General features: G+C 35.5%; 16 protein-coding genes. 13 read left to right on the top strand and 3 right to left on the bottom strand.

Annotated features, from left to right (window positions below; genetic code table 11):
• The first annotated feature begins 21 nt into the window (after positions 1 to 21).
• From CQ046_RS19045 to CQ046_RS18995, 11 genes are all read left to right on the top strand, one after another.
• Positions 22 to 414, top strand: a complete 393-nt coding sequence (locus CQ046_RS19045) for an SRPBCC family protein (RefSeq protein ID WP_317047030.1) — start codon at positions 22 to 24, stop codon at positions 412 to 414.
• Positions 411 to 860, top strand: a complete 450-nt coding sequence (locus CQ046_RS19040; RefSeq protein WP_105703802.1) for a sterol desaturase family protein — start codon at positions 411 to 413, stop codon at positions 858 to 860. The genes CQ046_RS19045 and CQ046_RS19040 overlap by 4 nt, the downstream gene beginning before the upstream one ends.
• A complete protein-coding gene (locus CQ046_RS19035) occupies positions 857 to 1,546 on the top strand; it encodes a lycopene cyclase domain-containing protein (protein WP_105703801.1) in 690 nt (229 codons plus the stop codon). The genes CQ046_RS19040 and CQ046_RS19035 overlap by 4 nt, the downstream gene beginning before the upstream one ends.
• Positions 1,536 to 2,084, top strand: coding sequence for a lipocalin family protein (locus tag CQ046_RS19030; protein ID WP_105703800.1), 549 nt, complete (start codon positions 1,536 to 1,538; stop codon positions 2,082 to 2,084). Before CQ046_RS19035 ends, CQ046_RS19030 begins: the two co-directional genes overlap by 11 nt.
• Before the next feature lie 115 nt (positions 2,085 to 2,199).
• On the top strand, positions 2,200 to 2,499 hold the full coding sequence (locus CQ046_RS19025) for a hypothetical protein (RefSeq protein ID WP_105703799.1): 300 nt from the start codon (positions 2,200 to 2,202) through the stop codon (positions 2,497 to 2,499).
• A 486-nt stretch (positions 2,500 to 2,985) separates the two neighbouring features.
• On the top strand, positions 2,986 to 4,461 hold the full coding sequence (locus CQ046_RS19020; protein ID WP_105703798.1) for a response regulator: 1,476 nt from the start codon (positions 2,986 to 2,988) through the stop codon (positions 4,459 to 4,461).
• 5 nt (positions 4,462 to 4,466) lie between these two features.
• Positions 4,467 to 8,075, top strand: coding sequence for a response regulator (locus CQ046_RS19015; protein WP_105703797.1), 3,609 nt, complete (start codon positions 4,467 to 4,469; stop codon positions 8,073 to 8,075).
• 15 nt (positions 8,076 to 8,090) lie between these two features.
• On the top strand, positions 8,091 to 8,456 hold the full coding sequence (locus CQ046_RS19010; RefSeq protein WP_185126207.1) for a response regulator: 366 nt from the start codon (positions 8,091 to 8,093) through the stop codon (positions 8,454 to 8,456).
• Positions 8,457 to 9,287, top strand: coding sequence for a CheR family methyltransferase (locus tag CQ046_RS19005; RefSeq protein ID WP_105703795.1), 831 nt, complete (start codon positions 8,457 to 8,459; stop codon positions 9,285 to 9,287).
• A gap of 11 nt (positions 9,288 to 9,298) precedes the next feature.
• Positions 9,299 to 9,868 carry a chemotaxis protein CheB gene (locus tag CQ046_RS19000; protein ID WP_105703794.1) on the top strand — a complete coding sequence of 190 codons (570 nt, stop codon included), beginning with the start codon at positions 9,299 to 9,301 and terminating at the stop codon, positions 9,866 to 9,868.
• Positions 9,869 to 9,887: 19 nt separating this feature from the next.
• Positions 9,888 to 10,259: a response regulator gene (locus CQ046_RS18995; RefSeq protein ID WP_105703793.1), complete on the top strand. Its 372-nt coding sequence runs from the start codon at positions 9,888 to 9,890 to the stop codon at positions 10,257 to 10,259.
• Between the two features lie 52 nt (positions 10,260 to 10,311).
• Here the strand turns inward: CQ046_RS18995 and CQ046_RS18990 are convergent, their stop codons facing one another.
• A complete protein-coding gene (locus tag CQ046_RS18990; protein WP_105703792.1) occupies positions 10,312 to 10,599 on the bottom strand; it encodes a hypothetical protein in 288 nt (95 codons plus the stop codon).
• Positions 10,600 to 10,704: 105 nt separating this feature from the next.
• On the opposite strand from CQ046_RS18990, the gene CQ046_RS18985 reads away from it, so the two are divergent.
• Entirely contained in the window at positions 10,705 to 11,379 is a 675-nt protein-coding gene (locus tag CQ046_RS18985; RefSeq protein ID WP_105703791.1) for a MarR family winged helix-turn-helix transcriptional regulator, read from the top strand.
• A gap of 324 nt (positions 11,380 to 11,703) precedes the next feature.
• Here CQ046_RS18985 and CQ046_RS18980 read toward each other — a convergent pair whose 3' ends face one another.
• Together CQ046_RS18980 and CQ046_RS18975 are read right to left on the bottom strand one after the other, a co-directional pair.
• The gene (locus tag CQ046_RS18980; RefSeq protein ID WP_105703790.1) at positions 11,704 to 12,474 is read right to left on the bottom strand and encodes an alpha/beta fold hydrolase; all 771 of its coding nucleotides are present in this window, start codon (positions 12,472 to 12,474) and stop codon (positions 11,704 to 11,706) included.
• Positions 12,475 to 12,482: 8 nt separating this feature from the next.
• Complete coding sequence (locus CQ046_RS18975; RefSeq protein WP_105703789.1) at positions 12,483 to 13,592, bottom strand: epoxide hydrolase family protein; 1,110 nt, start codon at positions 13,590 to 13,592, stop codon at positions 12,483 to 12,485.
• 345 nt (positions 13,593 to 13,937) lie between these two features.
• On the opposite strand from CQ046_RS18975, the gene CQ046_RS18970 reads away from it, so the two are divergent.
• On the top strand, positions 13,938 to 14,579 hold the full coding sequence (locus tag CQ046_RS18970) for an NAD(P)-dependent oxidoreductase (protein WP_105703788.1): 642 nt from the start codon (positions 13,938 to 13,940) through the stop codon (positions 14,577 to 14,579).
• Positions 14,580 to 14,612: the final 33 nt, after the last annotated feature.

The following is a 14,612-nucleotide window of genomic DNA, read 5'->3' as shown; positions in this document are numbered from 1 at the left end:
TCTTTTCACCCCCCTCATAATTTGGCGAAAATTACGCCGAAAAGTATGAAGTTTGTGGTTCTTTCAGCTGGTAAGAGCGAGCCTGTTTTTGAAGGAATGGAAATAGATTACAAGGTTTCTCCCGTATTGGGAATTCCTATGGGCTGGAAAACAATTATCAGCCAGGTTGATGAGTATAAAAGTTTTACCGACTTTCAGAAAGAAGGCCCATATAAATACTGGAATCATTTTCATGAATTCATTCCTAATGAAAAGGGAATATTGATGAAAGATACAGTAGACTATGAGCTTCCGTTTGGTATTCTGGGAAGAGCTGTCCATCAGCTGTTTGTAAAAGAAAAACTCAAAAGTATTTTCGATTTCAGATACAATATTTTGGATGATCTTTTTAACAGCAAAACATCATTATTATGAATTTTCTGATTGTTTTGGGTGTTTTTATTGCTATGGAAGGTGCTACCTGGCTTATCCACAGATATATTATGCACGGTTTTCTATGGAGCCTGCATCGGGATCATCATGATCACAGCCATGATGGAAAACTTGAAAGAAATGATCTGTTCTTTTTCATTTTTGCAAGCCCCGCGATTGCCTTGCTATATCTGGGAGTAAAGCAGGAATTCAGTTATTGGTTTTTTATCGGTCTTGGAATAAGTCTCTACGGAATGGCCTATTTCTTTGTGCATGATATTTTTATTCATCAAAGAGCCAAAATTTTTACAAAAACGAAAAATCCCTACTTTCTTGCTATAAGACGTGCTCATAAGCAGCATCACAAACATTTGGGTAAAGAAAAAGGAGAATGTTTTGGATTTCTATGGGTTCCTGTTAAATATTTTAAAATGTACTTCAAAAGATGATGCCTTATACTTACATACTGATTAATTTTTTCACTGTCATTATTTGCTTTGTAGCTTCATTTGACAGAAGAATACAGTTTAATAAGCTTTTTGGAAAGTTTCTTCTGTCGTCTACCATTGTTGCAATTCCTTTCATTATTTGGGACATATGGTTTACTGCAAGAGGAGTATGGTGGTTTGATCTTAACTATACTTTGGGATTTAAAATAGCAGGACTTCCTGTTGAAGAATGGCTGTTTTTTTACTGTATTCCTTTTTCTTGTGTTTTTACCTATTACTGCCTGGAAAAATTTTTCAATATGAACGGGGCTAACGCTTTAAATAATCTTATCGTATTTACATCTGCTATTGTTCTCAGTGTAGTAGGACTTCTTTATTATGACAGAATATATACTTTGCTTACAGTCATTGTAACTTTATTTACACTCTGTTATCTCCATTTTATCGCTAAAAAAGAATGGATAGGAAAGGCCAGCTTTGTATACTTGGTTTTGATGCCCGGGTTTTTTGCAGTGAATGGAATTCTCACAGGATCTTTGATTCCATCTCCGGTTGTAAATTATAATCCTGAGGAATTTCTTGGTATAAGAATGACCACTATTCCTGTTGAAGATGCAGTATATGGGTACAGTCAGTTTCTGCTGAATATTTACTTCTTTAAAAAAATAACTAAAAATGAAAAATAAAACAATTTTTAAACGGATTGCTGCTTGTGTATTATTGTGTTTCCTGGCATCCTGTACCAGTATGCCTGAAAGAGCACAGCCTGTATCTCAGTTTGATGTGAATAGATATTTAGGTACCTGGTATGAGATTGCAAGATTCGATTATCGTTTTGAAAAGGATCTCGACAATGCAATGGCTGAATATAGCCTTAATAAAGATAGCAGTGTAAATGTTATCAATAGCGGATATAATATAAAAAAGAAGAAATGGGTCTCGGTAAATGGAACTGCAAAATTCAGAGGAGATAAGAGTGTTGCTGCTTTAAAAGTAAGTTTTTTCGGCCCTTTTTATGCAGGATATAATGTAATTGCCCTGGAAGATTATCAATATGCATTGGTAGCGGGAAAAAATTTAGATTATCTGTGGATCCTTTCCCGTGAAAAAAAGATCCCTGAAAATGTAAAACAGAATTTCATTTCTAAAGCCAGAGAAATAGGTTACGATACTTCTAAGCTGATCTGGGTGAAGCAGGATCGGAAAAACCCATTGAAAAAGTAAATTATTAAGCAAACTTAAATAACTATTGATTTATTTTAAGAATATTTTAACAAGTGAAATATTTTTAAGGCACGGATATTGTTTATTTATATACCAAATACTTAAATATTACATTATGAATAATTCAGATTACAACAAAGCGGAAAATGCAGTTAACGAAACAGAAAACACTCTAAAGAATGCTGCTAATGCTGCGAAATGGAAGATTAATGACTTAGCTGATAAAGCCAGAGATTATATCAATGAAAAAAGAAATAATGATGAAGAAGCAACTCAGGAAGACTGGTTGGAAAGGGTAAAATCTAATATTTCGGATGCGTGGGATGATATTAAAGATAAGGCTGATGAAGCATGGGAAAATACAAAAGATGCTGCAGAAGACGTAAAAGCGGAATGGAGAAAGAAGACAAATTAAAGTTAGTTTCATAAAAAAAGCCAGAACTGTTAAAGTTCTGGCTTTTTATTATTTACTATTTGTTATGGTTTATTTATGTTCTATATTTTAGGATGTTTGATTTTCCATTAAATCCCCCGCAAAGTTTTATAAACGTTTTCATAGCTCTGATAAAAGTCCCCATTTTTAAATTTTTTACCAAACGCACTCTTATTTCCAACATAGGTTCAGCTTGTTTCTAAAGCATTTTCATGAATTGTTTTAGTAATTCTTACAACTTCAGTCGTTTGTAAACTAAAACAATTTTTTCATAGGCTTTATTTCTCACAAGAATATAATTTTTTTTAAATATTATCAACCATTTCAGTCCTTATTCCATTAATATTTCAACAGTAAAATGTGGTATGAAATAGTTATTCATAACACTTTAAAAATTGCTATGTTTTGAAATATTGTGAGTATTTTTGAAGTTTAAATATCTGTAACTAATTATTGATTTTAACTTCTATGATTTTAATTGTTGATGACAATCAAAGTAATCTTTATTCACTGCAAAAATTACTCGAATCCAAGGATTTTCAGGTGGAAACAGCCAATTCTGGTGAAGAGGCTCTGGGTAAAGCCCTCAAAAACGACTATGCCCTCATTATTCTGGATGTTCAAATGCCTGATATGGACGGCTTTGAAGTGGCGGAAACACTGGCAGATTACAGTAAAACAAAAGAAGTTCCCATTATATTTTTATCGGCTGTCAACACAGACAAAAAATTTATAACACAAGGCTATGCCTCGGGTGCTAAAGATTATGTAACCAAACCTGTAGATCCAGAGATCCTTTTGCTTAAGGTGAAAACTTTTTATAACCTTCAAGAGCAGAATATAGCCATGAAAAAGACCCAGCAGAATCTTGAACTGGAGGTTAAGGGTAGACGTGAATCACAAGTGACGATGAAGTCTCAGATAGATCATTTTCACTTAATGCTGGAGTCACTTCCACAAATTGCATTCACACTGAATGAAGCAGGAACCGTTGATTTTGTGAATGGTAAATGGTATGAATATTCAGACTCCGAACAGAGTTTTCCTGAAATACATCCCGATGACCCAGATATCACGGAGGAGTTGGAGAGATGCAGAAAAAAAGGAAAAGCTCTTGAGCTGGAAATAAGAATAAAGAATGTTGTTTCGGGCAATTACCGCTATCATTTGCTTAGAGTAACTCCGGTATATGATGAAGATCACATTAAAAACTGGGTTGGAACTTTTACCGATATTGATGATCAGAAAAAAGTTGAAAAAGAAAAAGACGAATTTTTAAGCATCGCCAGCCATGAACTGAAAACTCCTTTAACAAGTATTAAAGCCTATGTTCAGTTATTAGAAAGAAAGTTGAAACTCGATAAAGAAAGCTCTGAAGCAGGATTTGTAATGAAAGTTCAGGGGCAGATTGAAAAGCTGAATACATTGATCACTGACCTGCTGGATGTTTCTAAAATAGAAAACGGCAAGTTGAAAATTAATAAAAAACCGGTTAATCTGGAAAATTTGATCAGTAATGCGATTGAAACAATATTACAAACTCATGATCAGCGTGAAGTGAAAATTGAGCGCCACGGAACAAAACCGGATATTTTAATTCCTTTAGACGAAATCCGCATAGAACAGGTACTCATCAATTTTCTGACAAATGCCATTAAATATTCACCCGATAATAATCAGGTTATTGTCACCACTTTTGTAGATAAGGAAGCAGAAGAAGTAAGAGTAAATGTAACCGACTTTGGAATTGGTATCCCGGATTTTAAACAGGATGCTGTATTTAAGAAATTTTATCGTGTAGAAGAATCTTCACTGCAGTTTCAGGGGATGGGAATCGGATTGTTTATCTGCTCTGAGATCATCAAACAGCACCATGGAAGCGTTGGGGTTTCCAGTATAGTAGATGAAGGCTCTACTTTTTATTTCACATTACCACTAAATTAATTTTAATGCCGAAAAAAATAATACGAAATCTTCAATTTGGAGTAGGTCTTTCACTTTTGATTTTAATAGCCAGTTCACTGGCTTCTTACTGGAGTATCCAAAATCAAATGAAACACCGTGAAAGCCTTTCCAAAAGCAGACGGTCTGTAACAGCTGTGAAAGATGTGCTGGTTGCTTTACTGGATGCAGAAACAGGAAACAGAGGTTATCAGCTTACTGGAAGAGAAGATTTTCTTGAACCTTATAAACGGGGATTAAGAGAATACCCTAAAGCTTTGATACGTGCTGAATCTTTGGGGCTAAATGATCAGAATCAATTACAAAGACTCGCAGGTTTAAAAGTAGCTGTTGATCAGGTAATGCAGAATCTGAAGCATTTGGTTGAGAACAGACGAAGAGGCATTATCATGACTCAGCAACAGATTACTGAAGGGAAAACCTATATGGATCAGTGCCGGAAAATTGTCAGTGACTTTGTACAATATGAAGAAAGTCAGGTTGAAGTTAAAAATAACGATCTCAATCGCTCATCCGGTACAACGGTTATTTTTATCCTTTTTTCCGCAATTGCTGCGATAGTGGTAACTACATTTTTCTATATAAAAATGCGTGCAGATCTTATCCGAAGAGATAAATTGGAAAGGATGCTTAAGCAGAAAGATGAAGAAATGACACGCCGTGTAAGTGCTATTCAAAAGATTGCCAACAGAGTCGCTAACGGTGATTACAGTGAAAAAGTAGTGGATAATGCTCAGGATGATCTTGGAGATCTTGTAGGATCTCTGAACAATATGACAGAATCTCTTAAAATCTCTTTTGAGAAAATTAATAAAAGTGACTGGCGTCAGAAAGGTCTTGCTTTGCTGAATGAATCCCTGGTAGGGAATAAGACTGTTCAGGAAGTTTCCCATAAAGCTTTAATACAATTGATTGAATATGGAAACTGCATTAATGGTTCACTGTATTTGTATGATGAAGGTATTTTAAAACTCAATAAAGCATTTGGATTAGAATCCAATATGAAAAAAGCTTTTGAGCCCGGAGAAGGAATGGTAGGTCAGGCTTTTGTTAACGCTAAAAGTCAGGTTTATAATAATCTTCATGAAGATGACTTTGTGGTAACTTTTGCCAGCAGTACCATAAAAATTTACGGAATTATTTTGCTTCCACTTTTTGCAGACGGCCACATTATTGGAGTATTGGAGCTTGGTGCAACTTCTAATTTTGAAGAAGACAGGATAAGTTATTTTGAAGAGTGCTGCGTCAATATAGGAATTGCCCTGAACGCTGCCAAAGGCAGAGAAAAAGAACAGCAATTACTGGAAGAAACCCAGGCACAGTCTGAAGAATTGCAGGTTCAGCACTCTGAACTTGAAAATCTGAATACAGAACTGGAAGCACAAACACAGAAGCTCCAGGCTTCGGAGGAAGAGCTCAAAGTACAGCAGGAAGAACTGATGCAGGCCAATGCAGAACTGGAAGAGCGTTCAAGGCTGCTGGAAGAGAAAAATCATTTGATTGCAGAACGTAATAATGAAATTCAGAAAAAAGTAGAGGAGCTGGCATTAAGCACCAAATACAAATCTGAGTTTTTAGCCAATATGTCTCATGAATTGCGAACTCCGCTGAATTCAATCCTTCTTTTATCTCGTTTGATGACGGAAAACCCGGATGAAAACCTCAATGAAGATCAAGTAGAATCTGCAAAAGTAATTCATAGTTCCGGTACAAGTTTATTAACCCTGATCGATGAAATTCTGGATCTTGCAAAAATAGAATCCGGTAAAATGACTCTTGAGTATCAGGAAGTAATGATCGAAGAAGTGGTAAAAGATCTAAAAAGTCTTTTCAATCCGGTATTTCAGGAGAAATCTCTTCCCTTTAATATCGAAATCGAAGCTAATGTACATAAAGTGATCGAAAGTGATCGTCTTAAAATTGATCAGGTATTGAGAAATCTGTTGTCTAATGCTTTAAAATTTACCACAAAAGGAAGCATCGGTTTACACATCAAAAAACATTCTGAAAAACCTGATTTCATTATATTCTCAGTTAAAGATACAGGTATTGGAATAGCAGAAGATAAGCAAAAGATCATCTTTGAAGCATTCCAGCAGGCAGACGGATCTACCAAACGAAAGTTTGGGGGAACAGGTTTAGGTCTGTCAATAAGCCGTGAAATCGCCAGACTTCTTGGAGGAGAGCTGGTTCTGAAAAGTGAGGTAGACAAAGGAAGTGAGTTCAGTTTTATCATTCCTGTACATGCTGTAACTGAAATTGCTCATTCTGAAACAGATCAGGATCTTGTAGAGGTGATCCGTGAAGATGTGGAGGAAATCCAAAATATTCTTGATGAAGGAGAAGCAAAAGTAATTCCTTTAAATACTCTTGAAATCCCGGAAGATGTACCGGACGACAGGGAAAATATTCAGGAAGGAGATAAAGTTATCCTGATCATTGAAGATGATATTAATTTTGCAAAAGCTTTATTGAAATATGCCCATTTACAGAGCTATAAAGGAGTGGTTGTAGTAAGAGGAGATCATGGTCTTTCAGCGGCTCAGAAGTATCATCCGCATGCCATTTTACTGGATGTTCAGCTTCCTGTAAAAGATGGCTGGGAAGTAATGGATGAACTGAAAGCTGATCCTTATATCAAACATATTCCGGTTCATATGATGTCTGTCCTTCATTTTAAAAAGGAAAGTCTTATGAAAGGTGCTGTAGATTTTATTAATAAGCCGGTAGCGCTGGATAAAATGACCGATGTGTTCAGAAAGATTGAAGAAGCTTTGAAAAAAGGATCTCAAAAAGTTCTGATTGTTGAAGAAAATGCCAAACATGCCAGTGCATTGTCTTATTTCCTGAGCAATTTTAATATCTCTTTATCTGTAGAACATACGGTGGAAGATAGTGTGAAAACCCTCACTTCTGATCTTGTAGACTGCGTTATTCTGGATATTGGAAGCTCAAAAGGAAATGATTATCATGTAATTGAGTCAATAAAAAGTCATGAAGGACTGGAAAATCTGCCCATTATCATTTTTACAGAACACCATTTATCTAAAGAAGAAGAGCTTAAAATAAAACAGTACGCAGATTCAATTGTAGTAAAAACAGCACATTCATACCAAAGAATTTTAGATGAAGTAGGACTGTTTCTGCATTTAGTGGAAGAAAAAAATAATTCTTCAGAAAATACAACAGGAAGAATGCTTGGATCTCTCACTGAAGTGCTGAGTGGCAAAAAAGTACTGATTACTGATGATGACGTCCGCAATATTTTTTCTTTAACCAAAGCACTGGAAAAATATAAAGTTGAAGTTATTGTAGCCATGGATGGAAAGCATGCCCTTGAGCAAATTCACCACAATCCTGATATAGATGTAATCTTAATGGATATGATGATGCCCGAAATGGACGGCTACGAAACCATCAAGCAGATCAGAAAAATGCCGGCATTTAAGAGACTGCCTATTATAGCGGTAACCGCAAAATCGATGATTGGAGAGCGCGAGAAATGTATTACAGCAGGAGCTTCAGATTATATCTCAAAACCTGTAGATATTGATCAGCTGTTGTCGCTGCTTCGCGTTTGGTTATATGAAAGTTAAACAGATAAAATTCTGATGAGTAAGAAAATTTTAATTGTGGATGATGATCCACGCAATATATTCGCATTGAAACTAACCCTTAAGGCTCGTGGATATGCAGTTGAAACCTGTACCATGGCTCAGGAAGCTTTAGATATGCTAAAGGCTGATCCTCAGTTTTCAGTGGTGCTTATGGATATGATGATGCCTGGAATAGATGGTTATGAGGCAATAAGGATTATAAGAGACACTCCTGAAATTAAAGATGTTCCAGTTGTTGCGGTTACTGCACAGGCAATGCCTGAAGACCGTCAGAAATGTATTGAGGTAGGAGCTAATGATTATGTTTCGAAACCAATTGACGTAGACCTTTTAATGATGGCAATAGAAAAACTTTCATAGATGCTGGAACCAAGTATCGTAAAAGATAAAGAAGTAGAACATCTGATTAATGATGTCTATGAAATGTATGGCTACGACTTTTCCGGTTATAGCAGGGCTTCGTTTAAAAGAAGGGTAAATCGTATATGCCTTTTAGACAGATTTACCAGTTTCGCGGAACTTAGGTATACCATTATGAATGATGCAGAATATTTAAAACGTTTTGTAGAAGAAGTTACGGTAAACGTTACAGAAATGTTTCGGGATCCTTCTTTTTTTAAAGCATTGAGAGAGAAAGTTCTGCCTCAATTGGGTACTTATCCGCTGATCAGAATCTGGATTGCAGGATGTTCCACAGGTGAAGAAGCATATTCCATTGCTATTTTACTGAAAGAGGCAGGTTTATATGATAAATCCCTGATTTATGGTACAGATTTGAATCCTGCTGTTCTTGAAACAGCCAGAGCCGGTGTTTTCCCGTTATACCAGATGAAATTGTATTCTGAAAACTATATGCTTTCAGGAGGGAAACGCGATTTTTCAGATTACTATACAGCCAATTATGACAGTGTAAAATTTGATAAAAGCTTACAGGAAAAACTTATTTTATCTACTCATAATCTGGTGTCAGACAGTTCTTTCAATAGCTTTCAGTTGATTATCTGCAGAAATGTTCTGATTTATTTTGATAGGGAGCTGCAGGAAAGGGTATTCAAGCTTTTTGACAACAGTCTGGAAAATTTAGGTTTTCTGGCTCTTGGAGCAAAAGAAACACTTCGGTTTTCTACCATTGAAAAGAATTATCATCAGGTGGAAGACCAGAAAATCTGGAAAAAGCTTGATCATCATTAATAAGTACTGCTATGAAATCACAGATGAACATTGAACTCATTGTTATAGGAGGATCGGCAGGAAGCCTGCAGGTCATTATTGAAATGATCAAAAATCTTGATGATACTCTGAAAATCCCAATAGTTGTTGTGCTTCACCGTAAAGCCCAATCCGGAGATATTTTGCGGACTTTATTGCAGCAGTTTACAAAAATACCGGTGATAGAAGTAGAAGATAAAACTGAAATAAATAACAATACCTTATATATTGTTCCTGCTGATTATCATCTGCTGTTTGAGAATAAGAAAAATATGTCATTAGACAGCTCAGAAAAAATGAATTATTCCCGTCCTTCAATAGATGTTACCTTCAGATCGGCAGCAGAGATTTATGGAGAGCATATGGTTGGAATTCTCTTATCCGGAGCTAATGCTGATGGAGTAGAAGGCTTGTGCTATATTAAAAAAAATAACGGACAAGTTTGGATTCAGGATCCTGACACGGCAGAAGTAGAATATATGCCCAAACATGCCGTAGAAGAAATTGATTATGATCTCATTATCACACCGGATAATTTAGCAGATTATATCAATCAATTGTAATAAGAATAACCTAAATAATATGAACAAAAAGAAAATTTTAATTTTTGATGATGATGCTGCCATTTTAGAAGTGATTACCATCATATTTGAAGAAAATGGCTACGATGTAAAAATTTCAGAAACTTCACATGATATTTTGGAAAAAGTAGCAGAATATCATCCTGATGTTATCCTGATGGACAACTGGATTCCTAAAATAGGAGGAGTGGAAGCTACAAAACTTCTTAAAAGCAGTGAAGAATTTAATCATATTCCTGTCATTTATGTTACGGCAAATAACGATATCGCTGCTTTAGCTTCCGAGGCGCAGGCAGATGATTATGTATCAAAACCTTTCAATCTGGATGACCTGGAAGAAATGGTGGCAAAACACATAAAAGAACAGGTATAAACCTCACCATTTTTTCAAAAACCAAAATCTCTCAAATGTTGAGAGATTTTTTTTATTTATTTTTCAGTGTAGAAATCATTTGATTTTTTGTCAGATGATAACTGTTGACATTATGAATTAAAGAACGTAATAAAAGATATAACTGTGGATTTCCAATAGTGGTATCAGAAAATGTCTGCACCAGAATTAATTTTTTTGAAACAATATTGTGTGCAGTAGTGTACTCGTTACTAAGATCAATGTCAATATTAAATTCAGTTTTTACTTTGAAATTAAAATATTCATCTATTAAATGCTTATCATTAATCAGGTCTAATGGTTCTGTTTTAGTTTCGTCCATAATGTTGATAATTACACTTTAAAATACAAAAGTTATACCGTATAAAGTAAAAATAAAGGAGATTATCATAAAATAAAGTATATTTGTATACTATTTTAACGGCAAATGAATTTTCCTCTTATTAAAGACTTTATGACGCTCCTTGAGCAATTTGAATCGAATGCCAATCCTGATTCTTATCCTAGTACCATTGAAGGTTTTAGGTCCTGGATTTCTGATGAAAAGAATATTCAACAGGTGATAAATGTTGAAGAGCCCTACTGGGAGGGTAAAGAAAATGGAAGAACACCGGAAAGTGCAATAAGTACATTATTGGTACATCTTAACCGATATGCAAAAACCTACTCGAAATCTGCCATATCAGATTCTGAATTTTCTACTCAGGAAGACTTTATCTATTTAATCAATTTAAAGGCTTTTGGTGAAATGACCAAAATGGCACTCATCAAAAAAAATATCCATGATAAGCCGGTTGGTATGCTTATCATTACAAGATTGCTGCGTCAGGGACTTATAGAACAGACAGATTCTGATTTAGATAAACGAAGCAAACTAATCCGAATTTCTGAAAGAGGATTAATGATTCTGGAAAAGCAAATGGAGAAGATTCGCCAGGCTACCAATATTGTAGCAGGAAATCTTAATCATAAGGAAAAGATGGATCTGATCCGTATTTTAAATAAACTTGACCGTTTTCATTACCCCATTTTCTCACGAAACATTAATGCTGATGAGCTCATCAATACCGTGTATGATGAATATGCGTTCATCAATTTATAGGAATTAAAAAAACAGTAACAATAATTGTTTTAAACGCAGTATACATAAAAGAATCTGCCCTTTAGGGGCAGATTCAGTAGATAAATACATCTCATTTTTTTAATTAGACAACAATAAAAAGCACAGCCGACAATGCTGTGCTTAAATTTTTATTTCAAATTTAATTGCAATTTCAATGGTAGTAAGAAAAGCAAATAAAGTTTCCACTTCGATGTTTATTACATAGTAAATGTAGTAATAAATTTAATACGAAATATGAATTTAATGTTAAAATTCACAAGTTATCCACAATTTATTGTGGATAACTTGAAGGCTTATCTGAGATTACTGTTCAGAAAGGTATTTTAAAACAAAATTAGTCAAGGTTTTTTTCTCTTCATCAGTTCCCTTATTGTCCATGTGTCCATGATTAATTAGAGTAGGCTGTACCGTCATCTGATACTTTCTCTGTTCTTCTTCATTGGGTAATACTCCTTCATCAGCCGGATAATCATTGGAGCGTAAAGTATACACTTTAGGAACGGATGTTCTCGGCAGAAACATTCTCCGGTTATCCATAGTGATCAGTTTATAGACGAGATTAGGATGCTGGTTGACGAATAATGCTGCCATATCACCTCCATTAGAGTGTCCTATAAGTGTCAGATGTTTGTAATCGAGTTCTGGTTTTGTCTTTTTAAGCTCATTCAATACAAACAGAATATGATCTGAACCATTTTGCCAGAAAGGTCTTCTTACGATCTGTAAATTTCCTTCTGTTGGTAAAGGACTGTCTGTTGTAAGCTCATGTTGAATGCTTACTGTAAAATAACCTTTTGAAGCCAGTTTTTCTGTCAAATAAGAATATACAAAATAATCTCCGCCTTTATTAAATCCATACCCATGATTAAAGATAATGACTTCCTGATTAGAAATCTTTTTATCTGTTTTAGGATAATAAAAAGCAACAGGAATCTTACGGTTTCTGCTTGAATCAAATAGGGTTAAAGTGTCCATTTTTACTTCATAATCATTACTTTCAGTATTTTTCTTTTGTATAGAACAGTTCATCATCAAAAGAGAAAATGGAATAAGAGCGGATAGATTGTACTTCATGAATTATTTTATTGTGCAGAATAAAAGAATGATCTTAGTTCATCTGCAAATATATGAGGTAATTCCAATGCGGCAAAGTGACCGCCCTCATTCATTTTTTTAAAACTCGTCACATTCACAAAACGTTCGGCCCATTCTTTTGGAAACTGAGCTTCACGGGGAAATACAAGTACTCCGGCAGGGACATTGCTTTTTTGATGAACCTGCGTGCCACTCCATAAAGCAGCTGCGTCTTCTTTGTACATTCTGGCTGAAGAACCTATGGTTTGAGTGACCCAGTAGATCATAATATTGGTAAGCATTTCATCTCTTCCGCCAAATGCAGTTTCAATCAGTTCCGGAGGAGCTCCTGCATTGGTAAAGCTTATGATCCAGCCTGCAAGTCCGATAGGAGAGTCGTTAAGACCATAAGCCAAGGATTGCGGTTTGGTAGACTGTACCATGGCGTAAGCTCCTTCACTGTACCACCATTGCTGAACAAATTGTGCGAAAGACTGTTCCTCTTCACTCATTGTTGTGAAATCTTCCTGACCGGTAGGATACCCTACATCGGTAAGGTGAACGGCTTCCAGTACTTCAGGATATTTTGAAGTCAGTGCTTTTACTACGCCCATGTCGATATCTCCGCCTGCAGCACAGAATTTTTCATAGCCAAGAACTTCAGTCATCAGTTTTTTCCAAATATCAGCGACTTTTTCGCTGCTGACTGCTGTTTTATCAGAAAAGCCAAATCCCGGAATGGAAGGAATAACCAGATCAAAACTCTGTTCACCTTCCGTAAGCAATGGAATAATTTTATGAAAGCGGTAATAGCTGTCCGGCCAGCCATGAGTAAGGATCAATGGTTTTGGATTGGAGCCTTTTCCCCTTATGTATTGAAAATGAATCAAAATTCCGTCTATCAGGGCGATATATTGAGGATGTTGATTCAATTGCTGTTCATGGATTCTCCAGTCATAATTGTTGATCCAGTAGTGGACAAGTTCTTTCAGATAAGCCTCGCTGGTACCGTAGTTCCAGCCAGAGCCGTCAGGTTCTCCCGGCCAGCGGGCATTTTGGAGGCGGTTTTTCAGATCAGTGATAACCGATTCGGGAATGTTTACTGTAAATGGTTCCATATTATTATATTTTATTGGTGTAAGTATTGTTTGTGGAAAATATTGATTGTAAGATGGTTATCAAAGTTAAAAACTTTCTCTTTTAATACATGTTGTCAAAATCATAAATTTTTTGATTTTTTAATGATGGAAAATTGGTAACTTTAATTCATTAAAATCTCGTAATACATATTACAATGAGTCAGGTGTTACTTTTAGCCCTGACATCTTAGGTTCATTTTTCTGAACCAGCAATTCTATTATATCATATTTAAAAGCAAAGACAATGTGTCATTTGCAGTATCAACGGTCATTAGCAGTCAATTTGCTGCTGATTATTGATATTTAATATTAAAAAAAATCATTATGAAAACTTATAAAATAGCTATCATAGGCGGAACCGGAAAATCCGGACAATATTTGGTGCAAAACCTTCTTGAAAAGGGATATCAACTTAAACTTTTGCTAAGACATCCTGAAAATTTTACCCTTCAACATCCATTAATTGAAGTGGTAAAAGGAGATGCAAGGGACGAAACAACGATTGATAAACTGATTGAAGGAACTAATCTTGTCATAAGTACTTTAGGACAACCCAAAGGAGAGAAGTCTATATTCAGCGATGCTGCAAAAAATATCATCTCTGCAATGAATCATCATGGGATCAGGCGTTATATTGTAACCACCGGCTTAAGTGTAAATACAGCATCCGATCATAAAAATGAAAGGGTGAAAATGGCTACAGACTGGATGTACCAGAATTATCCTGAGACAACAGCTGAAAAGCAAAAAGAGTATGGATTTCTTTTGGAAAGCAATCTCGACTGGACGTTGGTAAGATTACCACTGATTCATCTTACAGAAGAAAATTTTCCAATAGAAACCAATCTTCAAGACTGCAAAGGTGAAGGGATCAGTGCTGTAGATCTGGCGGAATTTTTAGCTTCTCAGATTGAGGATTCCGAGTATATCAGGAAAAGTCCGTTTTTGTATAATGTGAAAGAGTAAGGAATAAGCTGCCACAAAAGCCAAATTATTTGG

This window comes from Chryseobacterium sp. MYb7 (genome assembly GCF_002979455.1).
GTDB lineage: Bacteria > Bacteroidota > Bacteroidia > Flavobacteriales > Weeksellaceae > Chryseobacterium.
Note: the sequence above shows the minus strand (reverse complement) of the source record. Positions and strands in the feature narration are given on the sequence as shown.

Excerpts from the sequence above, each read along its gene's own strand:
- CQ046_RS18995 (WP_105703793.1), top strand. The coding sequence starts at position 9,888 with ATGAACAAAAAGAAAATTTTAATTTTTGATGATGATGCTGCCATTTTA.
- CQ046_RS18980 (WP_105703790.1), bottom strand. The coding sequence starts at position 12,474 with ATGAAGTACAATCTATCCGCTCTTATTCCATTTTCTCTTTTGATGATG.
- CQ046_RS19040 (WP_105703802.1), top strand. The coding sequence starts at position 411 with ATGAATTTTCTGATTGTTTTGGGTGTTTTTATTGCTATGGAAGGTGCT.
- CQ046_RS18975 (WP_105703789.1), bottom strand. The coding sequence starts at position 13,592 with ATGGAACCATTTACAGTAAACATTCCCGAATCGGTTATCACTGATCTG.
- CQ046_RS19035 (WP_105703801.1), top strand. The coding sequence starts at position 857 with ATGATGCCTTATACTTACATACTGATTAATTTTTTCACTGTCATTATT.
- CQ046_RS18990 (WP_105703792.1), bottom strand. The coding sequence starts at position 10,599 with ATGGACGAAACTAAAACAGAACCATTAGACCTGATTAATGATAAGCAT.
- CQ046_RS19010 (WP_185126207.1), top strand. The coding sequence starts at position 8,091 with ATGAGTAAGAAAATTTTAATTGTGGATGATGATCCACGCAATATATTC.
- CQ046_RS19000 (WP_105703794.1), top strand. The coding sequence starts at position 9,299 with ATGAAATCACAGATGAACATTGAACTCATTGTTATAGGAGGATCGGCA.
- CQ046_RS18985 (WP_105703791.1), top strand. The coding sequence starts at position 10,705 with ATGAATTTTCCTCTTATTAAAGACTTTATGACGCTCCTTGAGCAATTT.
- CQ046_RS19015 (WP_105703797.1), top strand. The coding sequence starts at position 4,467 with ATGCCGAAAAAAATAATACGAAATCTTCAATTTGGAGTAGGTCTTTCA.
- CQ046_RS19030 (WP_105703800.1), top strand. The coding sequence starts at position 1,536 with ATGAAAAATAAAACAATTTTTAAACGGATTGCTGCTTGTGTATTATTG.
- CQ046_RS19020 (WP_105703798.1), top strand. The coding sequence starts at position 2,986 with ATGATTTTAATTGTTGATGACAATCAAAGTAATCTTTATTCACTGCAA.
- CQ046_RS19025 (WP_105703799.1), top strand. The coding sequence starts at position 2,200 with ATGAATAATTCAGATTACAACAAAGCGGAAAATGCAGTTAACGAAACA.
- CQ046_RS19005 (WP_105703795.1), top strand. The coding sequence starts at position 8,457 with ATGCTGGAACCAAGTATCGTAAAAGATAAAGAAGTAGAACATCTGATT.
- CQ046_RS18970 (WP_105703788.1), top strand. The coding sequence starts at position 13,938 with ATGAAAACTTATAAAATAGCTATCATAGGCGGAACCGGAAAATCCGGA.